At 63.8% G+C, this 21667-nt stretch carries 16 protein-coding genes; 6 read left to right on the top strand and 10 right to left on the bottom strand.

Annotation, left to right across the window (positions count from 1 at the left end; all coding sequences use genetic code 11):
• Positions 1-15 precede the first annotated feature (15 nt).
• From AC07O2_RS08345 to AC07O2_RS08315, 7 genes are all read right to left on the bottom strand, one after another.
• Entirely contained in the window at positions 16-1413 is a 1398-nt protein-coding gene (locus AC07O2_RS08345) for a GNAT family N-acetyltransferase (RefSeq protein ID WP_495075276.1), read from the bottom strand.
• Positions 1414-1430: 17 nt separating this feature from the next.
• On the bottom strand, positions 1431-2141 hold the full coding sequence (locus tag AC07O2_RS08340) for a TVP38/TMEM64 family protein (protein ID WP_495075275.1): 711 nt from the start codon (positions 2139-2141) through the stop codon (positions 1431-1433).
• Entirely contained in the window at positions 2138-5986 is a 3849-nt protein-coding gene (locus AC07O2_RS08335; protein ID WP_495075274.1) for a non-ribosomal peptide synthetase, read from the bottom strand. Before AC07O2_RS08335 ends, AC07O2_RS08340 begins: the two co-directional genes overlap by 4 nt.
• Positions 5974-7755 carry a patatin-like phospholipase family protein gene (locus tag AC07O2_RS08330; RefSeq protein WP_495075273.1) on the bottom strand — a complete coding sequence of 594 codons (1782 nt, stop codon included), beginning with the start codon at positions 7753-7755 and terminating at the stop codon, positions 5974-5976. The genes AC07O2_RS08335 and AC07O2_RS08330 overlap by 13 nt, the downstream gene beginning before the upstream one ends.
• 144 nt (positions 7756-7899) lie before the next feature.
• Positions 7900-8607 carry a lipoprotein-releasing ABC transporter ATP-binding protein LolD gene (lolD, locus tag AC07O2_RS08325; RefSeq protein ID WP_495075272.1) on the bottom strand — a complete coding sequence of 236 codons (708 nt, stop codon included), beginning with the start codon at positions 8605-8607 and terminating at the stop codon, positions 7900-7902.
• Positions 8600-9856, bottom strand: coding sequence for a lipoprotein-releasing ABC transporter permease subunit (locus AC07O2_RS08320; RefSeq protein ID WP_495075271.1), 1257 nt, complete (start codon positions 9854-9856; stop codon positions 8600-8602). The genes lolD and AC07O2_RS08320 overlap by 8 nt, the downstream gene beginning before the upstream one ends.
• A gap of 522 nt (positions 9857-10378) precedes the next feature.
• Positions 10379-12436, bottom strand: coding sequence for a beta strand repeat-containing protein (locus AC07O2_RS08315; RefSeq protein WP_495075270.1), 2058 nt, complete (start codon positions 12434-12436; stop codon positions 10379-10381).
• A gap of 206 nt (positions 12437-12642) precedes the next feature.
• Between AC07O2_RS08315 and AC07O2_RS08310 the strand changes: the two genes are divergently transcribed.
• On the top strand, positions 12643-13656 hold the full coding sequence (locus AC07O2_RS08310; protein WP_495075269.1) for a hypothetical protein: 1014 nt from the start codon (positions 12643-12645) through the stop codon (positions 13654-13656).
• A 71-nt stretch (positions 13657-13727) separates the two neighbouring features.
• Here AC07O2_RS08310 and AC07O2_RS08305 read toward each other — a convergent pair whose 3' ends face one another.
• Positions 13728-14048: a hypothetical protein gene (locus AC07O2_RS08305; RefSeq protein ID WP_495075268.1), complete on the bottom strand. Its 321-nt coding sequence runs from the start codon at positions 14046-14048 to the stop codon at positions 13728-13730.
• Positions 14049-14221: 173 nt separating this feature from the next.
• Between AC07O2_RS08305 and AC07O2_RS08300 the strand changes: the two genes are divergently transcribed.
• Positions 14222-15733 (top strand): aminotransferase-like domain-containing protein, encoded by a 1512-nt coding sequence (locus AC07O2_RS08300; protein ID WP_495075267.1) that lies wholly within the window; start codon positions 14222-14224, stop codon positions 15731-15733.
• A gap of 36 nt (positions 15734-15769) precedes the next feature.
• Here the strand turns inward: AC07O2_RS08300 and AC07O2_RS08295 are convergent, their stop codons facing one another.
• Positions 15770-16240, bottom strand: a complete 471-nt coding sequence (locus AC07O2_RS08295; protein WP_495075266.1) for a MarR family winged helix-turn-helix transcriptional regulator — start codon at positions 16238-16240, stop codon at positions 15770-15772.
• Positions 16241-16303: 63 nt separating this feature from the next.
• Between AC07O2_RS08295 and AC07O2_RS08290 the strand changes: the two genes are divergently transcribed.
• Positions 16304-17818 (top strand): FAD-dependent oxidoreductase, encoded by a 1515-nt coding sequence (locus AC07O2_RS08290; RefSeq protein ID WP_495075265.1) that lies wholly within the window; start codon positions 16304-16306, stop codon positions 17816-17818.
• Positions 17811-18563: a nitroreductase family protein gene (locus tag AC07O2_RS08285; RefSeq protein WP_495075264.1), complete on the top strand. Its 753-nt coding sequence runs from the start codon at positions 17811-17813 to the stop codon at positions 18561-18563. Before AC07O2_RS08290 ends, AC07O2_RS08285 begins: the two co-directional genes overlap by 8 nt.
• An 11-nt stretch (positions 18564-18574) precedes the next feature.
• Here AC07O2_RS08285 and AC07O2_RS08280 read toward each other — a convergent pair whose 3' ends face one another.
• The gene (locus AC07O2_RS08280; RefSeq protein ID WP_495075263.1) at positions 18575-19468 is read right to left on the bottom strand and encodes a LysR family transcriptional regulator; all 894 of its coding nucleotides are present in this window, start codon (positions 19466-19468) and stop codon (positions 18575-18577) included.
• Between AC07O2_RS08280 and AC07O2_RS08275 the strand changes: the two genes are divergently transcribed.
• Both AC07O2_RS08275 and AC07O2_RS08270 read left to right on the top strand, forming a co-directional pair.
• A complete protein-coding gene (locus AC07O2_RS08275) occupies positions 19461-20150 on the top strand; it encodes a GNAT family N-acetyltransferase (RefSeq protein WP_495075262.1) in 690 nt (229 codons plus the stop codon). The two genes, AC07O2_RS08280 and AC07O2_RS08275, sit on opposite strands and share 8 nt — an antisense overlap.
• A gap of 119 nt (positions 20151-20269) precedes the next feature.
• Positions 20270-21361 (top strand): branched-chain amino acid ABC transporter permease, encoded by a 1092-nt coding sequence (locus AC07O2_RS08270; protein ID WP_495075483.1) that lies wholly within the window; start codon positions 20270-20272, stop codon positions 21359-21361.
• Positions 21362-21667: the final 306 nt, after the last annotated feature.

The following is a 21667-nucleotide window of genomic DNA, read 5'->3' as shown; positions in this document are numbered from 1 at the left end:
GCCTGGCGTGGCGTACTAGCCTGAGATGTCACTGTCCGGGTCGTCCAGCGCGCTCAGGCCGTGGGGGATGGTGGGGACGCGGTCGGCGCTGTATTGGTCGAGCAGAAAAACGCTGGCGTTGTCCAGGTCTTTGCCCACTGCGCCAGCTTGCAGCACAGCGGCGAATTTGCGCCAGGCCAGGTCGGGCTCGGCCAGGGTAAAACTGTAGGCGAACAGATCGCCCTGCGCCTCGCGGCGCGTGGCCATGACGCGCAGGGCCGAGGTCTCGCTGCTGCCCAGCTGGATGTAAACCTCGGCCCAGACCTGCAGCGGCACCCGGGTCTTGGCATAGGCCTGGAAGCCTTCTTCGTACAGCTCCACCAGCTGCAGGTCCACGGTTTGGGGCGTGCCGTCCAGCGCCACGGCCAGCTGACCATGGCATTTGACGGAATAGCGCTGGTGCGGCCCGACCTCGATCACCATGGCTTCGGGCCAGGGCACGGTGGGCAGCACGGGCTGGTACTGAGGCAGGTTGTAGATGGCGGCCAACTGGGCTTTTTCACGCCCGCTGAGGTCGCGGAACACCTGGGTGCGCTGGTTGAAGAAGTAATCCAGCATGGCCGGCGTCATGACCGGGTCGTTGGTGGTGAAGTAGCGGCGCGTGGGCCAGACGATGTTGGGCAGCCGGCTCTTCACAAAGTAAGAGTACAGGTCCTTGCGGCGCGGCTTGCCCGCGTAGACTTTCTTGAAGGTCTGCAGCGCGGAACGCAGGTTCAGATAGGCGCCAATGGCCGGTGCGCCGTTGGCAAAGTCGTAGTGCTGCACCACATGGCTCTTGAGCCGCTGGAAGAACAGCAGCGACTCGTACATCTCGATCCGGTTCGGGTTCACTGCGATCACCACGTGGGTGGTGTCGAAGTAGCTGGTGCAGTACTGGTACATGAACTTCATCAGCGGAAACAGGATGGAGCCCCCAGTCTTGCGGAACTTCGGGTGCACCGCCAGGGCCGAGATTTCGGCGATACGGCCGCGCTCGGCATGGATATGCGCCAGATCGAACACCGACTGCATCGGAAAGCCAAAGCTGCTCTGGCGGATCAGCGATATGGTGCCCACCACCTCGCCATCGAACAGTGCGCACAGCGTTGTGGTCGTGGGCAGGGCGTGGTAGATGGTGGCGCGCAGGCCCGAGGGCTGGGGCTGCATGAAGCCACTGTCCACATAGGCGTCGTGCAGCAGGCGGAAGCAGGCCTCCAGCTCGTCCTGGGTTTCGGCGATCTTCAACACCAGCCGGGCGTCGGGGTTTGGGTCGCAATCCACGAATGAGCGGTAAACCGAAAACCGGATCGCCCGGGGAAACAGAGCGAATGCCTTGCGCAAGGCCTTGCGCACGCGTTTGCGGTTACCGGACGAACGAAAGCTACGGGCAGACATGGAACAAGAATAGGTGATTAAGAACGGGTGTGCGGCTTATTTGGAGCCACGGCAGTCGATGCGGCCTTGCGCAGCCAACGGCGCAGTGCCCAAGCGCCCGCCGCCATCAGCGCCACCGTCAGCAGACCCAGCGCGACCGTCAGCGGGCCCGGCGCACGCAGCGCGGCCACGATGCGGTCCACGAAGAAGGCCATGACCACCGTGCTGGGCAATATGCCCAGGCCAGTGCCCAGCAGCATGTCACGCAGCCGGATATGCGAAGCACCGGCCACCATGTTGACGATGGCAAATGGTGCCACCGGCACGATGCGCACCAGCACCACGGCCAGCAAGCCGCGTTCGGCCAGGCTGCGGCTGACGGCGTTAACGCGCTCACCGCCCAGGCGCTGCAGCACCTCGCGGCCCAGAAACCAGCCCAGGCTATAGCTGGCAGCAGCCCCCAGCAAGGCCCCTGCGAGGGTGCAGCCCATGCCGGCCCAGGGCCCGAAGGCCACCATGGTCACCAGCATCAGGAATGTGACCGGCACCGCCAGCGTACTGGCCAGTGCAAAGCCCCCCACCGCCGCCGCCGGACCATAGGACTGACCCAACTGGCGCAGCGCCGCCACGATGCGGTCGGCGTCCAGCCAGGCGCGCAGGGGCGAAGCGCTCCAGGCCACGGCCAGGCCGACCAGAGCCAGCAGCGCCAACACCAGGCCCGCCACACGCCAACGCAAGGAAGAGCTCAAGGTATCACGTCCATGCGTTCGGTAATGGCCTGGGCCAGGTCGCTGATGTTGCCGTGCTCAAAGATGGAACCGTGCAAGCCGGGGATCTGCTGCTCGTACAAATGCTTGGGCATGAGCCGGCGCCAGGGCGCGAACAGCCAGCGCCCCCAGCTGGACAGGCCGGAGGACTTGAGCAGCAACGTGGGTCCGTCAAAACCCGAGGGCCGGTAGCCCTTGAGCGCCATCACCTGGCTGACCAGGCCGGGGTCGTTGAACATGGCGCCCATGCGCCGCCCGTTCAGGCTCAGCTCCTGCACATGCAGGCGCCGCACCAGCCAGCTGCACAAACGCCAGAACGCGGTGCCGCCCAGGCGCGAGGCCGGGTAGGCGGTGTCGATCAGGAACAGCCCGCGCAAGGGCACTTCGCGTTGGCGCAGCAGGCGTGCGGTTTCCAGCGCCGCGATGCCACCTACCGAGAAGCCGGCCACAAACCCGGGTCGCTTGCCATGGGCCTGCACGCAGTCGGCATACAGCTCGGCCAGCTCGTGGATTTCGGCAATGGGTTTGTCCAGCGGCGGCTGCAGCATGTGCACGTCACAGGCATTGCCCAGAGCCCGCGCCAGGCTCTGGAAACGCATTAGGTCGCCGTGGCCGGAGACGGCCAGATACAGCGGGACGCGCCCGGTGTCGGCGCCCAGATTGCGCATCACGTGCGGATCGCCCGCCTGCTGCAACAAGGCTGCGGCCAGGCTTTCCACGGTGGGATGTTCGGTGATGAGGTACATGGGTACCTTGCGGCCCAGCAGCTTTTCGATACCGGTCAGCATGCTCACCGCGGCCAGAGAGTCGCCACCCAGGTCGAAGAAGTTGTCATGCACGCCCAGGGGGTGCACATCCAGCAGCTCTTCCCACAGGGCCAGCAACTCGGGCTCGTATTTGCGGCTGGGCGCACGGGCTGCACCACCACCGTTGTGGAACCAGGGTTCGGGCAGCGCGTCGTAGTCGATCTTGCCCACGGTACTGGCGGGCAAGCCGGGTAGCAGCGTGATGCCGCTAGGGATCATGTAGTCGGGCAAGCGCACGCGCAGCGCGGCCTGCAGGCTGTCGGGTGTGACGTGGGCACCACCGGCCACCATCGCCACCCAGGCATGGATCTGCGGCCGGCCCTTGCGCTCTACCAGCTTGGCCGCAGCCTGCAGCACGCCTTCAACGGCAGACAAGGCGGATTCGATTTCGCCCAGCTCGATGCGGTAGCCGCGCAGCTTGATCTGCCGGTCCATGCGCCCCAGGAAATGCAGATTGCCGTCACCGCCCAGCCAGCCCCGGTCGCCGGTGCGGTACATGCGCTGGCCGGGCAGAAAGGGGTCGGGCAGAAAGACCTGGGCATCCAGGTCCGGGCGGTTCAGGTAGCCGCGTGCAATCGCGTTGCCGCCAATGAAGACTTCACCGGGCACGCCCATGGGGGCGGGCAGCAAGTCGTGGTCCAGCACATAGATGCGGGTGTCATCTATGGGCCGGCCTATGGGCAGGGCCGTGTCCAGGCGGTGGTTTTCGCACTCCCAGGCGGTGGCAAAAATCGCGGTTTCGGTGGGCCCGTAAACGTTGTACAGCCGGCCCCCGGTCTCCTTCAGGAAGCGCTGGGCCAGCTCGGGCGACAGCACCTCGCCACCACAGCAGGCAACACGCAGCTTCAGGCCCTTGCGGTGGCCCGCAGAGTCCAGAAACCGGCTGAGCGTGCTGGGCACAAAGGCCATGATGGTGACGCCATGCTTGACCGCAAAGTCGGCCAGGGTCTCTGGCAGCAGGCGCCCGGGCGGCGGCAGCGCAATGCTGGCACCGTGCACCAGAGGCAGCAATAGCTCGATCAGCGAAGGGTCGAAGGTGACCTGCGTGGCCTGGGCCGAACGGTCATGCCACTCCACCGCGTAGGCCCGCGACAGCCAGCCCAGGCGGCGCGCCAGCGTGCTGTGCTCGATCATCACGCCCTTGGGCCGCCCCGTGGAGCCCGAGGTGAACAACACATAGGCCAGATCATCCGCAGCCGGCCTGACCGTGAGGCGCGGCACCGGCTGCTGGGCCAATGCGGCCTGCGCCTGCTGCCAATCGACTTGCAGCGTGCAGCCATGCAGGCCGCCCAGACGTTGGGCCAGCGCGGGCTGTATCAGCAAGGCGATGGCGGTACTCTCCTCCAGAATGCCGGCCAGACGGGCCAGCGGGGCATCCGGGTCCAGCGGCAAAAAGGCGGCGCCGGCCTTGGCCACGGCCAGCAAGGCCACCACCATGTCAGCAGAACGCTCCATGGCCATGGCCACGATCTGGTCCTTGCCTGCACCGCAGGCCAACAGGCGCCAGGCCAAATGGGTGGACACCTGGTCCAGCGTGGCGTAGTCCATCTCGCCGCCATCCCAGACCAGGGCATTGGCGTCGGGCCGCAGGCCCGCGTGCTGGACAAACTGGGCAATGAAGGGCTCGACCACGGCCATGGAGGCCACGTCCTTGTGCAGGCCATCAATCAGCGCCCAGCGCTCTTGCGGCGGCAGCAAGGGCACGCTGTACACCGAAGCCTGGGGCGTGTCGATAGCGGCCTGCACCAGGTTCAGGATGCGGCGCCCCAGCAGCTCCACCTCGCCAGCGGCAAAGCAGGCATCGCTGGCTTCCAGCGCCAGCTCCACATCCTGGTCAGGGTCAAACTCGCACACCGTCACACCCAGGGGGAAGCGCGCCACGCCGGAGAACAGCTGGCGCGACTCCACCACCTTGGCCTGGCCAAACGACACGGCATAGTCCTGCCGCTCGAAAGACAGCAGCAGGTCGAACAGGCCATCGCGCCGATGGCGCGCCATCTCCAGGGTACGGCCCAGCTCGCTCAGGGGATAGCGCGGATGGCGCAGCGCGGAACGCATGGCACTGCCCGCGGCAGCCAACAGTCCTTCCAGCGTCATATCGGGTGTCAGGCTGACAACCACCGGCATCACGCCGACAAACATGCCCAGGGTGTCGCTGAAGCGCCGTCCGCCCCGGTTCAGGCTGGGCACGCCCACCACCACTTCCTGGCGGTTGGCGATGCGCGCAAAGTACAACACCAGCGCTGCCAGGAAATAATTGAAAGCGCTGGAGCCGCGCTCTGCGGCCACCTGGCAAAGTTGCTCGTAGTCCGCGCGGGCCAGGCGCTGCAGGCCGATATGGGCGCGCGGCAGCTCCTGCTGGCGGTTGCTGGCATAGCGCCGTTCTATCAAGGGTTGGGGCAGCACCGGTATCTGCGACTGCCAGTACGCAGCATCGCGCTCGAAGGCCGGCGACTGGCGGTAGGCATGCGATTCTTCGATAAATTGGGTGTAGCCCGGCACCAGCTTCGGGCTGGGCACTTCGCCGGCTTCCAACGCGTTGTAGATCTCGCTCCAGCGTTTGCCAACCTGGGTGGTGCCCCAGCCGTCCATCACCAGGTGGTGGAACTGGATCAACAAGCCGTGCAGCACGTCGCTGCCGCGCAGCAGCACAAAGCGCCAGGGCGGCGTGCCATCCAGCACAAAGGGCACGGCCATGCGCTGCTGCCACCAGGTGCGCATGGCGTCCTTGGGATCGGCCTCGGTGGACAGGTTCACCAGGTCCAGGTTCACGGCCACGGTGCTCAGCAGCTTCTGGCTGCCGTCGGCCATGGGCGCCAGGCGCAGGGCCTCGTTTTCCTGCACCAGCAGGGCCAACGCGGCTTGGAATCGATGCAGGTCCAGCGGCCCCACCAGGTAGCAGCAACCGCCGATGTTCAGATGCGCGCTGCCAGCCCAGGTGGCCTGGTCCAGCCAGACCTCGCGCTGGCTCAGGGAGAGGTCCAGGTCTTCATGCAAACCCGCAGCGCTCACGGTGTCCATTGCGCGATCTGCTCCACAGCGTAGCGGTAACCCAGCTCGGCAATCTCATCGGCTCGGCGGTAGGCCATCATGGGGAAATCGGCCACCGGCGGCTCCAGGTAATGGTCGGCTTGGGCTACGGTGGCGCTGCGCTGGTTCAGCCCCCCGATGTGCCCGGCGCGGTAAAGGATGTCGGCAATACCTGGCGTAGCCCGTGCACCGCGCGAGAAATAACCCTTGACGGTCTGCCGCACGGACAAGCGATTGAGCGCCACGTCCACGCCCATGTCCTGCCGCACATCCACGTCGATAGCGATGATGGTGCCGTTGCCGTTGCGGCGCTCCAGCGGCGTGCCCAGGCGCATGCGCATGGCCTCCACAGGTACGTTCTCCAGGATGGCACCATCTACCAACAGCTCGCCCTGGTGCACCACGGGTGGGAACAGGCCGGCGGGCGAGTTGCTGGCCAGCACGGCACGCCACAGCGGCCCGCTTTCCTGCACCGTGGTGCGGGCCGTGGTGAGGTTGCAGGCGGCAGCGAAATACGGTGTCCACAACGCGTCGATCTGGGTGTCGCCAAACATCAGGCGCAGGTCGCGGGCCACGCGCTGGCCCGACACCAGCGAGATCACCGGCAAGGTCAGCCGCTCGCCGCCTTCGGCAAACCTGCGGGTCTGATCGCGGATCTGCTCCAGCGGCAGACCGCAAGCGTACTGGGCGCCAATCAGCGCGCCCATGCTGTTGCCCCCCACCACGTCCACCGGAATCTGCGCCTCGTGCAGAGCACGCAGCACCCCTAAATGTGCAAAGCCACGGGCCCCGCCGCCGCCCAGCACCACACCTACCGCGCGCCCTGTCAGAAAGCGAGCCAGGCGCGCATAGTCAGCGGCATGGCCGCTGCGCACCGGGTAGACGCGTTCCAGCGACCGGCCGGCGCGCCAGGGGCGACGGGCCTCGGGCCACACGGCCTGGGTCGGATGCAGCAGCACCAAATGCTGGCGCTTCATGGCAAAGCCGGGCTCCGCAGCCAGGCTTTGCTCCAGCGCGTTCAGCTCCAGCGGGCTACCCGCCGAGGCCACAAAAATCATCTGGTCGGCCTGCCGAAAAGCCTGCCGCGTCCAGGCCGATGGGCTGGTGTCGGCCTCGTACACCAGAAAGTCGAACTGGTCCTCCAGCACATCGAAATGGTGTTTGTGCACATCCGTCTCGGCGCCAGGCAATGGATGCACAGCATGTGGACCTATGTACTGGACCGTGCCCATGTGGGCCAGCGCCGCCATCAGCGCCCGAGCCACTTCGGTGGCGGCCGCGCCGCCGGACAGCGGAACCACCACGAACGCCTGGGCCTGGTGCCGCTTGGCGTGCTGCGCGGTGTGCCGCAGATGGTCAAAAATCACCTGGGTAAAGACGCGGTTCAACTCCAGCGGATACTGGACCAGCAGCGCTTCAAAATGGGCCCGGCTGAGCACCGCCAGGGTGGAGTCGCGCACCGCTGTCACATCTCCCGTCCGTGGCTGGCCCAGGATCAAGCCGACTTCGCCCACGCTCTCGCCGGAACGGATTTCGTTGTAGAGCAACACGCTGCCATCCACATTGCGGCGTGATACACGCAGCCGCCCGGTCACCACGAAGAGCATGCTGTCCGCAGGTGCTCCCTCTTCCAGCACCAGATTGCCGCCGCGCACATCCTGCTGCTGCAGCCCGGCGGCCAACGCGTTGAGCGTGGCTTCGCGCAGCGAGCCGAACACCCGGCTGTCGCGTAGCACCTGGATGACCCGCGCGTGGAACATCTCCCGCTCTAGCATTGATTCACATCCTCGTCTTGACCCCTGACGCGTTGTACCCCACGTCGCCCCAGTTCTGTATACAAATTAGCACATTGTTACAAGTGTACGTCGCCTGTATGACGGTTTGGCGGGCGGCGAGGAACGTGTTTACGACAAGTTTGTGGACGGCAACGGAGAGGCCGCAGAGAACTGCCCCAGGTTCAAACGCAGGGTGCGGCCGCAGCGGGAGGCCAGGGACTCGTCATGCGTCACCAACACAAAGGCCGTGCCCTGGTCACGGGCCAGCTGCAGCATCAGCGCAAACACGCCGTCGGCGGTGCTGCGGTCAAGGTTGCCGGTGGGCTCGTCGGCCAACACGCAGGCCGGCTGGGCCACCAGGGCGCGGGCAATGGCCACGCGCTGGCGCTCACCGCCGGACAGCTCGGCCGGCCGGTGGTGGATGCGCTCGCTCAAACCCACGTTTGCTAGCATTTTGGTAGCATGCTGCGCAGCGTCCGCGCGCGGCATACGCCGAATCCACAGTGGCATGGCGACGTTGTCCAGCGCACTGAACTCGGGTAGCAGGTGGTGGAACTGGTAGACAAAACCCAGGTGCTGGTTGCGCAGCTGGCCCTGTTCTGCCGGACCCAGCCGCGCCAGGTCCTGGCCATGCAGCTGCACCGAGCCACTGGTGGGCGCATCCAGCCCGCCGAGCAAATGCAGCAGCGTGCTCTTGCCGGAGCCGGAGGCACCGACGATAGCCAGGGTTTCGCCGGCAAACACCTGCAGGTCCACACCCTTCAACACGGTCACGTCCAGGCGACCCTCGGAAAACCGCTTGGTCAGGCCTCTGGCTTCCAGTACTAACTTACTCATAGCGCAGTGCTTCCGCAGGATTGACGCGGCTGGCGTGCCAGCTCGGATAAATGGTGGCCACAAAAGCCAGGATCAGCGAGATCACCGCAATCGGCACGATGTCGGCCTGTTGCGGCTCGCTGGGCATGCGGCTGATGAAATACACCTCTTTGGGCAAAAAGCTGGCGTGGAACAAATGCTCCAGCGCCGGCACGATGACGTCGATATTGAAAGCCACGCCCAGGCCCAGCAGCAACCCGACCAGGGTGCCCATCACCCCCACCATGGCGCCCTGCACCATGAAGATGCCCATGATGCTCTTGGGGCTGGCACCCAGGGTGCGCAGGATGGCGATGTCGGCGCGCTTGTCGGTCACCGTCATCACCAGGGTGCTGACCAGGTTGAACGCGGCCACGGCGACGATCAGGGTCAGGATGATGAACATCATGCGTTTTTCCACCTCCACGGCGGCAAACCAGGTTTTGTTCTGCTGCGTCCAGTCGCGTATCAGCAGGTTGCCGCTAAGGCTACCGGCCAGTTGCTGCGCTACCTGGCGCGCCTGGTGCAGATCCTGCAACTTGACGCGGATGCCGGTCGGGCCTTCAAGGCGGAAGACGCGCTCGGCATCCTCCATGTGCATCATCAGCAGGGCCGAATCGTATTCATAGTGGCCGGACTCGAAGGTGCCCACCACCGTCATCTGCTTCAGCCGCGGCACCACGCCAGCCGGCGTCACCTGGCCGCTGGGGGCGATCAGCGTGACCGGGTCGCCCTCGCGCACGCCCAGGCTGCGCGCCAGGTCTATGCCCAGCACCACGCCGAACTGGCCCGGTACCAACTTGTCCAGCGTGGCCTTGGGCAGGGCCACGGCCAGATCAGTCACCTCGCCTTCAACGGCCGGGTCTATGCCGCGCACTACAGTGCCCTTCATATCCTCACCGCGCGCCAGCAGTGCCTGACTTGCTATGAAAGGTGCAGCACCCACCACATTGGGGTTCTGTTTGACCTCGGCCAGGGTCTTGGCCACATTGGGCAAGGCCTCGCCATTCGGGGCAAAGATTTCAATGTGCGCCACCACCGACAGCATGCGATCGCGCACCTCTTTCTGAAAGCCGTTCATCACGCTGAGCACGATGATCAGCGCCGCCACCCCCAGAGCAATGCCCAGCATGGAGACACCGGAGATGAAGGAAATAAAGCCGTTGCGGCGCGTCGCACGGCCAGCCCGGGTGTAGCGCCAGCCCACCAGGAGTTCATAAGGGATTTGCATGGAGCAGTTGAAAGCAAAACAGCGGCGATTGTGGCATCCCGTCCACGCGGGGCCAGTGCCACGCGCTGGAAGCCCCCATGAAAAAAGCCTCTGCCACATAGAACCTATGCGCCAGAGGCTGAAACCCAATACGGGCCGCCGGTGCCCGGAGGCGTCGGCGGTGTCGGGACTACAGGAAGAGTCCTCGAAGCCAACCCATAGGGAAGACAACGAGGACGCAATCCTCCCAAGCGCGCCGCCTGGCTATGTGTCGAAATCGTGCGGGCAATGTTGCATTTGTAATCTAAACCGCGCATTCACTATTAAAAATATAGCGACAAGCGCAGCATTTATCTACACCAAAGGCCTAAAACACATATAAACATAAGACCCAAAATATGTGCATTAGGCTGCCCGTCCAAGTAGATTTCCGGCCGACTAATACAAACCAGCACTTACCCTAAAGCTAAAAAGTATCAGCAATGCAGGGCTTGCGCAGAGTAAGAGCCTGTTCCCCATCTATGTGGGGCCGGGCTTGAGCCACTACTGCACGGTCACGAACAAGCTCGTGCCGTCTGTGCCCTGCACCACGCTGGCGCCATTGCTGGTCACGGTGGCAAACGTGCCGCTGACGCTAGCGGCGTTGATCAGCACGAACTTTTGCCCGCTGGCATAGCTGCCGGTGATGTTCAGCACCAGGGTACCGCCTAGCGCCACCGCCCCGGCCACCGTCAGATGGTCGTGGCTGGTGCCGGCCACCGTGCCGTCGATGGCCAGCGTCAATATGCCGTTGGTGCCCTGCTGGTAGCTGCTGCCCAATGTCAACTGGCGTTGGCCGCTCGCCAGAGCCAGGGCCGCGTTATTGGTCACCGCACCCGTACCTAATGCATCGGCACTTCCGGCCAGCACCGTGCCGGCGGACAGGGCCGTGGGGCCACTGTAGCTGTTGTTCAGCAGCGTGGTGGTGGCCGCGCCCGTGTGGACAAAGCTGCCGGTGCCGCTGATGTGCGACAGCGTGGTGGCAGTCGTGGTGTTCTGCACAATGAGCTGGCCCGCGTTGACGATGGCATTCGTCGATAAGCCCCCTGTGGACTCAGCGGTCAACAGGCTGGCATCGCCGCTATAGGTCGCCTGCAACACCCGGGTGGTGCCCGTGGGCCGCACGGTGTCGTAGTACAGAGGCACGGAAGTGCCCGCGCCCAGCCGCAGAACGGCATTGGCGCCGATGGTGGTCGTGCCGTTGTAGTTTTGCGGCTGGGCGAACGTCACATCGTTGCCTGCCGTGGACACGATGGTCACGTTGCCAACGCCGATGGCACCGTCTCGGTGGGGACCGCCACCACCGCCAGTGATGCCGATGTTCAAGGTCACCGCGCCGTTGTAGTTGAAGGCCAGCGTGCTGCCGCTGCGCAGATTGATGTAGGCGTTCTTGGCGCCCAAGGCGGGGCTGACCTGGGCCGGTGATGGCGCCGAGGGCAGAAAGAAGTTGCTATGCGTACCGTCGCCCCACTGCACCATGCCGGAGCCGGCGCTGCCACCTCCTTCGATATTGATGCCACGGTAACTGCCGTCGTTGCCATTGACGTTGTTGGCGCCGCCCCGGTATATCACCTTGGCGAAGTTCAGCGTGGGGTCACTCAAACCGGGGTTGACCAGGTTCGGGCTGTTGTGCGGACTGTTGTCGGTATGGCTGTAGACACCGGACATCACAATGGTCGAACTGCCGATGGGGTGGAAGTTGATGTCGCCGCCATAAGCCGCCTCAAAGATGTTTTGCTTGACGGTTACCACGCTGCCCGGCGGGCTCCAGACCAGCCACGAGCCTTCGTTCAGTACCGCCTTGGCGTTCGACAACGAAGCCGCCACGTGGTTGCTACCGAAGTCCTGCCCTGCCGCCAAAGACAGCACGCCCTCGAAGGCGCTGACACCGCGAAACGAGTTGCCGCCCCACACGTTCGCCGCCTGCAGCACCGGGCCGCTGCCGCTGACCTGGCCCAGCAGAATGAACTGCGCGCTGCTGAGCACGATGGTCCCATTGTTGAGGATGTTGTTCAGGTTCACCTCGCCATTGACCACGCTGGCCGCGTTCAGGCTGTCGGAGGTGGCAATGAAGTTGGGGCTGTTATCGGCACTGGTGTTGGTGCCTATTTGCAAGGTCACACCGGGGTCGATGGTCAGCACCGGCGGGTTGCTGCCGGCAATGTTCAACCGGTAGCCGCTGGTGGCCACGGTCTTGGTGACCACCTGCACCTGCTGCGCATTGGGCAGGGTGAAGGTGCTGGCCTGGGTAATGACCAGGGTGCTGGGACTGCTGGTGCCACCCGCAGCCACCAGGACTAGCGTGCCCTGGCCAGATATGGCGCCTGTGTAGGTGGTGGTGCCTACCGGCAAGGTGATGAAAGCATCGCCGCCCAATGTGACATTTTGGTTCGCCAAAATGGCCGATGTGATGTCGGTGCGGCCCGCCAGACTGCCGGCCTCGGAGGACGTACCCGTCGCGGACGTGCTACCAGATCCTCCACCACCGCAGGCAGACACGAGTGAGGCGCAGCCCGCCACCAGAAAATAACGGCGGCTGGCGAATGAATGTGATGCAGTCAAAATGAATTTCCTTTGGCTTGTATTCCCACAGCGGGGCGGACCTGACGCGGGCCGCGTGCGACAAGCATATATGTCACATTTGGCAAGCTGCTCAGAGCAAAGCAAATTCCGGGCAACCCCCGTCCGCCCCAAGCACAGCATTTTTTCATCAAACTGCCATACAGCCTGCCTACATTCCGAAGCTTTACCCTGCTGGATGCCTCTCCATGTTTGTCAAAAGTCTGGCCACCGCCATCGCTGCGCTGAGTCTGGTTGCCTGTGCCACCACCGGGGCATCTGCACCTGCGGGTTTCTCCTTTGGGCTGTGGGGTGACATGCCCTACAAGAAGGCGGGCGACGACCCCAAGCTGCCGGCCGTGCTGCAGAGCATCAACCAGTCTGACATCGCGTTCTCTCTGTACGACGGCGACATCAAGGACGGCAGCTCCAAATGCACGGACGACATCTATGCGGATGCGCTGAAGATGTTCAACACCCTGGTCAAACCCGTGGTGTACGTGCCCGGCGACAACGAATGGACCGACTGCCACCGCCTGAACAACGGCGGCTACGACGGGCTGGAGCGCCTGGCCTACCTGCGCCGCGTGATGTTCCCCACCACCGCCAGCCTGGGCCAGACCCAGATGCCGCTGGAGCACCAGGGCAAGCTAGGTGAGAAGTATGTGGAGAACACCCGCTTCAGCCACGGTGGCGTGGTGTTTGTGGGCCTGAACGTGCCTGGCAGCAACAACAACCTGGTCCTGAATGCCAAGGAATGCACGACCAAGAGCGCGCGCAAGGCCGAGCAGTGCGACGCGTCCAACGCCGAATACCTGGAGCGCGACACGGCCAACATCGCCTGGCTGCAAACCTCCTTCGCCCAGGCCAAGGCACAGAAGGCGAAAGGCATTGTGCTGGTGCTGCAGGCCGACCCCGGCTTTGACCTGCCCGAAACCGAAGACGTGGACGAAAGCACCGCCCCCGGCTATGCGGGCTACCGCAACTTCATGGCGGCCGTGGTGAAGGAGACCGAGCAGTTCTCCGGCCAGGTGCTGTTCGTGCACGGCGACACCCACTTCTTCAAGGTGGACAAGCCCTTGTACAGCCCGACCAAGCTGCTGCCCAACCTGACCCGCCTGCAGACCTTCGGCAGCCCCTCGCTGCACTGGGTGCGCGTGACGGTGGACGCGGCCTCGGACAACGTCTTCACCATCCACCCGGTGATCGTGCGCCAGCCTTGATGCCCCTGGCAATTGCTATAAAAAAAGTAGCTACTTGCGCAGGTTTTATCTGCGCTAGAGGCACAAATCGCTTATATCCTGCTCGCAGCGGCTGGCGCTGCGGGTGTGCGTATCCAGTAGGCTGCCAGCAGGCTCAGCAAGCCGCGCCGTGGCCGCATAGACAGGCAGGCTGAAGACAAGGCCTCGATCTCCAGCCAGCCACCGGCCGACACCCGGTAGCACTCGCCAGTGCCCAGGTATACCGGCATATACGCCCAGTCGTGCGCCAGATACAGGCGCTGGTGCAGGCATATGCTGCCCTGCTCCACCCGGATTTCAGCGCCCGACGGTATGCGCTCCCAGGCGCGCTGGTGGGCTTGCAATTGCAGAGAGGATACGGTGACAGAGGACATGCGGCACTCCTTGTTGGGATGCCTGTAGCGTAAAAAACCTGGCCCCCGCGCAACAGCCACAGAGCAGGCCTATCTGTTACGCAGCAGTGCAGAAATTGCGCATCTGTTATGGTCTTCGGCATGCCTGTCTGTACCTGTTCAGCCCGCCCCAGGCCCCGCATCATGCAGGGGCCATGAGCATGCCCACTACCGCACCTTCCACAGCCGCCACGCCTAAATACCAAAGCCTAGCCGAGCACTACCGCAGCGCCATCCAGGCCGGCAGCCTGCTGCCCGGCCAGCGCATGCCCTCGCTGCGCGAGCTGATGCGCCAGCACGCGGTCAGCCTGTCCACCACCATGCAGATCTGCCGCCTGCTGGAGAGCGAAGGCTGGCTGGAGGCACGGCCGCGCTCGGGCTACTTCGTGCGGCCACGTGCATCGGCCCACCTGGCTCCCGTGAACGACCCTCCCATGCAGCGCGCACCCGACCCGGCGCAGTACGTGGGCATCCATACCAAGGTGTCGGAGTTTCTGGCGCTGGGCCGCATGCAGCGCTTCAAGACCAATCTGTCCACCGCCCGCTGCGCACCCGAGCTGTATCCGGCACAGGCCCTGCAGCAAGCCGCCCTGCGCAGCCTGCGCCAGCACCCGGACCAACTGGTGCGCGCCGCACCGCCGCAGGGTTGCCTGGAGTTCCGCGAGGTGCTGGCCCAGCGCGGGCTGGCTGCCGGCATGCGCCTGTCAGCCGACGACATTCAGATCACCAATGGCTGCACCGAGGCGCTAAACCTGGCCCTGCGCGCCGTGGCCAACCCCGGCGACACGATTGCGGTGGAGTCGCCCACCTTCTACGGCCTGCTGCAAACCCTGGAGGCCCTGGGCCTGAAGGCGCTGGAAATCCCCACAAGTCCGCGCACCGGCATCTCGGTGGATGCGGTGGAGCTGGCGCTACGCAACACTGCCAACATCAAGGCCGTGGTGGTGATTCCCTACCTGCAAAACCCCACCGGCAGCATCATGCCGGGTAGCCACAAACAGGCCCTGCTGCGCCTGTGCCAGCAGCACGATGTGGCGCTGATCGAAGACGACACCTACAGCGCCCTGGTGGATGAATCCGTGTTGCGCGATGAGCCGCTGCGCGCCATCAAGTCCTGGGACGACAGTGGCCACGTGGTGTACTGCGCATCGCTGCACAAATGCCTGGCACCCGGCCTGCGCCTGGGTTGGGTCAGCGCCGGGCGCTGGCAGGCGCGGGTGGAGATGCTGAAGTTCGCCGCCTCGCGCAGCAACGAGCGCCTGGCCCAGATGGCCGCCGCCAGCTTCATAGGCTCTGCCGCGTACGACCGCTACCTGCGCCGCCTGCGCAGCACCCTGGCCACGCAGCGCACACAAACTGCGCAGGCCGTGGCCCGCTACTTCCCGCCCGGTACCAAGCTGACCGTGCCGCGCGGCGGCCTGTCGCTGTGGGTGGAGCTGCCCGACGGCCTGTCGGCCACCGCCCTGTTCCACGCCGCGCTGGCCGAAAACATGGTCATAGCACCCGGCACCATCTTCACCAACTCGCAACGGTTTGAGAGCAATCTGCGCATCAACTGCGGCTGGCCTTTCACGTCCGAACTAGAGCATGCGTTTGCCCGCCTGGGGCAACTGGTGAACACCTTGGCTGCGCCGCTGGTTGCAAGCAAATTGCTATTGAAAAAATAGCTGCTGGTGCAGATATTACCTGCGCTGCAGCCGGTTTTATTCCATCGCCGCCGCATCGCATTTGATGGCGTCGGAAAACTTGACCATGAGCCGCACCAGATCATCGACATCCTGCTTGTCCCATGAGGCAAATATAGCCATACCCATCTTGGCGCGGGCCTCGTCTATGCGGTCGGTGAGCGCCTTGCCCTTCTCGGTGACAACCGCCTCGCGCACCCGGCGGTCCGCCTCGCTCGCCTGCCTATCGACCAGACCCAGTGTTTCCAGCTTGGCCACCTGCCGGCTGACCGTGGTGTAGTCACGCCCCACACGGTCGGCCAGCTCGACCACGCCAATCGGCCCCAGCCGCTCCACCAAAACCAGCAGCGGAAACAGCGCGCGGTCCAGCGATATCCCGGCCGCACGCACCATGGCCTCGTCGCGCTGGGGTCGGTTCATGATGCTGACGATCTCCAGCAAAGCCCCATGGAGTTCCCGCAGTTTCGCGTTAATGTGTGTATTTTGCATATTTCTTGACACGCACGTGCCCTTGTCGTGTAATAGGTGCATATTACACATAGTGAGGTTTTAATGAATCAGCAATGTACAGCCGATGTCCTGATTTGCGGCGCCGGTGCCGCGGGTCTGACCCTGGCGATCGACCTGGCACGGCGGGGGATTTCCTTCCGCCTGATCGAGAAAATGGAGGGCCCGTTCCACGGCTCGCGCGGCAAGGGCATCCAGCCCCGCACCCAGGAAATCTTTGAGGATCTGGGCATCCTGGACCGCATCGTCGCAGCCGGCGGGGCCTATCCGCCCGAGCGGAAATACCGCAGCGATGGCAGCCACACCGACGCCCAGGTCACCGAACTGCATGAGCCCACGCCCGCCGAGCCCTACCAGCTGCCGCTGATGGTTGCGCAATTCCGAACCGAGGCCGTGATGCGCGAGCGTCTGGCGGAGCTGGGCCATGCACCCCATTTCGGCTGCGAGCTGACCGGTTTTGCGCAGGACTCCAACGGCGTGACCGCACATCTGGCCAGCCAGACGGGCAGCGAGACGCTGCGTGTGCGCTGGCTGGTGGGCGCGGATGGCGGCCGCAGTTTTGTGCGCCAAGCGCTGGATATCGGATTCCCAGGCAAGACGCTAGGCATACGCGCCATCGTCGCGGATGTGCTGCTCTCAGGCCTCACGCGTGATGCCTGGCATGTCTTCAACGAAGGCGACATGGCGCGGCAGATCGCGTTTTGCCCGCTGGCGGGGACAGACATGTTCCAGATACAGGGCCCCATACCGCTAGACGGCGACATCGACCTGTCCGCCACAGGCCTGCAGGCCCTGGCCGCCGAGCGCACCGGCCGCGCAGATATCCACGTGCAGTCGGTGTCCTGGTCGTCGGCGTACAACATGAATGCGCGGCTGGCCGACCGCTACCGCGTGGGCCGGGTGTTCCTCATCGGGGACGCGGCCCACACCCATCCGCCCACCGGCGGCCAGGGCCTCAACACCAGCGTGCAAGACGCCTACAACCTGGGCTGGAAGCTGGCCGCGGCCACCCGTAAGCCGACCACCACCCTGCTCGACAGCTACGAGGAGGAGCGCAGGCCAGTCGCGGCGGCGATGCTCGGTCTGGCAACCAGGCTGCTGGACGCACAAAAGCGTGGCGAGATGCGCCGTGGCCGCGAGGTGCACCAGCTCGACATAGGCTACCCCACATCATCGCTCGCACTGGAACAACCCAGCCGCGTGGACGGCCCCTGCGCCGGCGACCGCGCCCCGGATGCGCCCCTGCGCGGCGCCGCGGGCCAGGCGTTGCGGCTGTTCGACCTGTTCCGCGGCACGCACTGGACGCTGCTGGGCTATGGAGTCGAGCGCGCATCGGTTCCGCCACGCCCGGGCTTGCATGTCCATACCTTTGGCCCCGGCGGTGACGTTGTTGACCATGCAGGCCACTTTCGTGACAGCTACGCCCCCACGGACGGCGATTGGGTGCTGGTGCGCCCGGATGGCTACATTGGCGCGATCGTTGCGACACAGCATCTGGACGCGCTGGAAGCCTATCTTGTGCAAGCAGGCCTGGGCCTGGAGGAGGCATTCCATGGCTGAGCAGAACACCCCGCACCCGACCACCGGTGCAGCAGCGCCAGCCTGGCTCGCCTTTCAGAAGGCGAACCGCTTTCGCCGCGCGATCCGCAAATTTGACGCAACGCCCATCCAGGAGGCAGACGTTCAGGCTGTGCTGGCAGAGGCCGCCTTCGCGCCTTCCAGCGGAAACCTGCAACCCTACGAATTGCACTGGGTACGCGATCCGGCCCTGAAAGCCAGCGTCGCCTCGGCCTGCAATGGACAGAAAGCGGCGGCCACGGCGGCCGAGCTGATCGTCGTGGTCGCCAGCCCCGCGCTAGGGCAGCGCACCGCCCTGGCCCAGCTCGCCTACATTGAAACCACGGCAACGCTGGAACCCAACTCAAAAACCTACCAACGCAAGCAAATCGGCAAGTTCCAGAAGATTCTCGGCATCGGCTCCCTCGCCCTGTGGTCGCCACTGATGCAGCTGGTGGCACTGCTACGCCCCAGCCTGTCCTTGCTGCCCATAGGCCACATAGGCAGCCGCCATTGGGCCGCGCGCAATGCCATTTACGCCGTGCAGACCCTGATTCTGGGCGCCGCGGCCAAAGGGATCGACTCGTGCCCGATGGAAGGTTTTTCCGCACCGAAGATCGCCAAAATCCTGGGCTTACCCCGAGGCGCCGTGATCCCCATCGTCATCGCCCTCGGTCACCGCGCCGACGACGCCAGAGTGGAAGAGCGCTGGCGCCGGCCGATCAGCGACACGGTGGTTTCACACTGAAGGCCGGCCCTTTATCTTGGCGCCGATAGCTGCTCGTCCAAGTGATCGACGAATACGCGCACCTTGGGAGACAAATGCCGGCTCGACGGCCACAGCGCCTTGAACTGGCCGCCGCCACTGATCTGTTCGTCGAGCACGCTCTGAAGCCGGCCATCGGCGAGAGCCTCGCGGACAAGAAAATCCGGCATGCACGCGATACCCAGGCCGCGCACGGTGGCGCCAAAAATCGCCTCCATGTTGTTGCAGGCCAGCACTGTACGCAAGCGGGTCTCGGAGAAGGCCGTGGCCTGCAACATAGGCCACTCCAGCAACTTCCCCGAATCCGGGTGGCGGAAGCGAATCGCGGCATGCCGCTCCAGGTCACGTGCAACCAGCGGCGTGCCATGGCGCTCCAGATAGGCACGCGACGCACACAACAGCAGCCGAAATGCACTGAGTGGCCGAGACACCAGGCGGGAGTCGGGCAGATCGCCGCTGCGGATAGCCACATCGACGCCCTCATCGATCAGGTCTACGGTACGGTCGCTGAAATTGATATCGAGTTCCACCTCCGGGTAGCGGGCCAGAAAGTCCGGTATCACTGGCAACAGGAAGTGGTACCCGACGATTGGTGCGCTCACGCGCAGCCTGCCGCGTGGAGCTTCCCTCACATGCGAGAGCATCGCTTGCGCATCGTCGAGATCGTCGAGGATGCGGCGGCAGCGCTCGTGAAACAGTCGCCCCTCGTCGGTTAGCTGGATCCGCCGCGTGCTGCGCTGCATCAGTCGCACGCCTAACTGCTTCTCGAGTCGGGCAACACCTTTACCGACTGCTGACGCCGATATTTCAAGCGCGCGCCCCGCAGCGACGAAGCTGCCGAGATCAGCCGTCTTCACAAAGACCAGCAGACCATTGAGTTTGTCCATCATCGTAGCTTGGGTTTATTACAGCCATTTCTTCCGTTATGAACGGAAGAAATGCTTCTTTTTGATTGATTCGATCCACTTTAACATTTGCAGGCCATTTTTCGACTTTCAGAACCACCGCAAGCGCATGCCAGACCCACTATTCATTCTTTTAGATCCTGTCGCGCACTACGACGCCTTCATGGGCCTCAATAGTGAATACATGTCCTGGGTCCACAGCGAAATGGAGCGATGGTTCGGAGTCGCTGCGCATGGCGATGCTGGCACGACGGCCCCCGACCATGGCGCCTGCGTGATTCACCAGATTTGCGCAGAGCAAGCCCAGAAAGGCGTGTTCTATCTGATCATGGTGGACGACACAGTTGCCGGGATGTGTGGCTTGCGTTTCGCTCGCAGTGGCGTAGCTGAGGTCAAGCGTATGTACGTTCGCCCGCAATACCGGGGCATGCACTTGGGGCAACAGGCGCTGCGACGCATCCTTGCTGACGCATGCAGGCTGGGGTATGGCGGAATCTGTCTCGACACCGCTCCGTTCATGAAAACAGCGCACCGCCTATACGAAGCCCATGGCTTTGCCGACTGCCCTGCATACGAAGGTACCGAGGTCCCGCTGGAGTTTCGCGCCGGTTGGCGCTTCATGTACCGCCCCATCGCGAACACGCATGCAGGCTACCGGCCATGAAACCTTACCAGCCACTCCAGATGAGCCCCACGGCCATCCATATCGGTTTCGACGCGGGCGAAAAAGCACGGGTTCCAGACGGCGAAGCCAGAGTACCAAGGAGCGCACGGCCCAGCGAAATGCAAACCCGGCGGGCGCAAGGATCTCGGTATAGCAAACATGTGAAATGGCTATATACCCCGACACTCTTGCTGCTCCCCCTGGTATTGCAGTCCTTTGGCAACCACTGGGTTCGCATTGCCGACACCTGTCTTTTGTACATGATGCTGGCTCTGGGCATGAACATCGTGGTGGGTTTTGCCGGCCTGCTAGACCTCGGCTACGTGGCCTTTTATGCCCTGGGAGCCTACACATTCGCCCTTCTGGCTTCACCGCATCTGACCGAAAACTTTGCCTGGATCGCCACCATGTTCCCAGCCGGTCTGCATATGCCCTGGTGGGTGACCGTCCCGTTGAGTGTGGTACTGACCGCTTGCCTGGGGGTCTTGCTAGGTGCACCCACACTGAAGCTGCGTGGTGACTACCTGGCGATCGTTACGCTGGGTTTCGGGGAAATCGTGCGACTCTTGATTGTCAACATGGTCCATCCAACCAACATCACCAACGGCGCCAAAGGTGTAGGCCCTATTGATTCGATCCACATCTTTAGCCTGGATATGGGCAAGCCCTTGTTCGTCTTCGGCTACCAAATCGCCTCGGTAACCCTGCACTACTATCTCTTCCTGGCGCTGGCAGTGCTGACTGCGGCCCTATGCTATCGCGTGCAGGATTCACGTATTGGCCGGGCCTGGAAGGCCATTCGCGACGACGAAGTTGCCGCCGAGGCTATGGGCATCAACACCCGCAACATGAAACTGCTTGCTTTCGGCATTGGGGCTGGTTTTGGCGGCGTCGCTGGGGCCATGTTTGGCACATTCCTGGGTTTCATATCACCCGAAGCCTTCAGTCTGCAGGAGTCGGTCATGATCGTTGCCATGGTGGTGTTCGGCGGCATCGGCCACATTCCCGGTGTGATCCTGGGGGCCGTGCTCCTGACTGCTTTGCCAGAAGTGCTTCGCTACGTCACCGGCCCCCTTCAAACCATGACCGGTGGGCGGCTCGACGCGGGCATCCTTCGCCCCTTACTCATCGCGCTGACCATGATCATCACAATGCTGTTGCGTCCGCGCGGCCTATGGCCCTCGCCAGAACATGGCAAATCGCTGCAGTGAGTGCATTGCCGCGTTCTATGCATCCAACGAAGGTGCGTTCTAGCCAACTGAACGACCAGCCCGGGCACAAAGCGTGACGCGAAACTGGCTTACTTGTAACGGAGTGAGGCGCAACTTACTTGCATTGACATAGATCAGTGTACGAGCGCCATACAGTTCTAGACTCGAATCGCCTTGGAGAAAAATTCGACAAGGCAGTCATCGTGAAGTCATTCTTCCGCAGGCATGCAACACGCTGTACCGCTATCGAGACGGTGCGTACTCCCTTGGCATCAGACTGAAGCAACGCCAGACGAGGGTAAAGCG

Source organism: Rhodoferax sp. GW821-FHT10B06 (genome assembly GCF_059415605.1).
This window is presented reverse-complemented; position numbering and strand designations above follow the sequence as displayed.

Bases quoted from the DNA above. Each gene is read 5' to 3' on its own strand.
- AC07O2_RS08345 (WP_495075276.1), bottom strand. From the start codon at position 1,413: ATGTCTGCCCGTAGCTTTCGTTCGTCCGGTAACCGCAAACGCGTGCGC.
- AC07O2_RS08310 (WP_495075269.1), top strand. From the start codon at position 12,643: ATGTTTGTCAAAAGTCTGGCCACCGCCATCGCTGCGCTGAGTCTGGTT.
- AC07O2_RS08335 (WP_495075274.1), bottom strand. From the start codon at position 5,986: ATGGACACCGTGAGCGCTGCGGGTTTGCATGAAGACCTGGACCTCTCC.
- AC07O2_RS08320 (WP_495075271.1), bottom strand. From the start codon at position 9,856: ATGCAAATCCCTTATGAACTCCTGGTGGGCTGGCGCTACACCCGGGCT.
- AC07O2_RS08290 (WP_495075265.1), top strand. From the start codon at position 16,304: ATGAATCAGCAATGTACAGCCGATGTCCTGATTTGCGGCGCCGGTGCC.
- AC07O2_RS08305 (WP_495075268.1), bottom strand. From the start codon at position 14,048: ATGTCCTCTGTCACCGTATCCTCTCTGCAATTGCAAGCCCACCAGCGC.
- AC07O2_RS08285 (WP_495075264.1), top strand. From the start codon at position 17,811: ATGGCTGAGCAGAACACCCCGCACCCGACCACCGGTGCAGCAGCGCCA.
- AC07O2_RS08300 (WP_495075267.1), top strand. From the start codon at position 14,222: ATGAGCATGCCCACTACCGCACCTTCCACAGCCGCCACGCCTAAATAC.
- AC07O2_RS08295 (WP_495075266.1), bottom strand. From the start codon at position 16,240: ATGCAAAATACACACATTAACGCGAAACTGCGGGAACTCCATGGGGCT.
- lolD (WP_495075272.1), bottom strand. From the start codon at position 8,607: ATGAGTAAGTTAGTACTGGAAGCCAGAGGCCTGACCAAGCGGTTTTCC.
- AC07O2_RS08280 (WP_495075263.1), bottom strand. From the start codon at position 19,468: ATGGACAAACTCAATGGTCTGCTGGTCTTTGTGAAGACGGCTGATCTC.
- AC07O2_RS08330 (WP_495075273.1), bottom strand. From the start codon at position 7,755: ATGTTCCACGCGCGGGTCATCCAGGTGCTACGCGACAGCCGGGTGTTC.
- AC07O2_RS08270 (WP_495075483.1), top strand. From the start codon at position 20,270: ATGCAAACCCGGCGGGCGCAAGGATCTCGGTATAGCAAACATGTGAAA.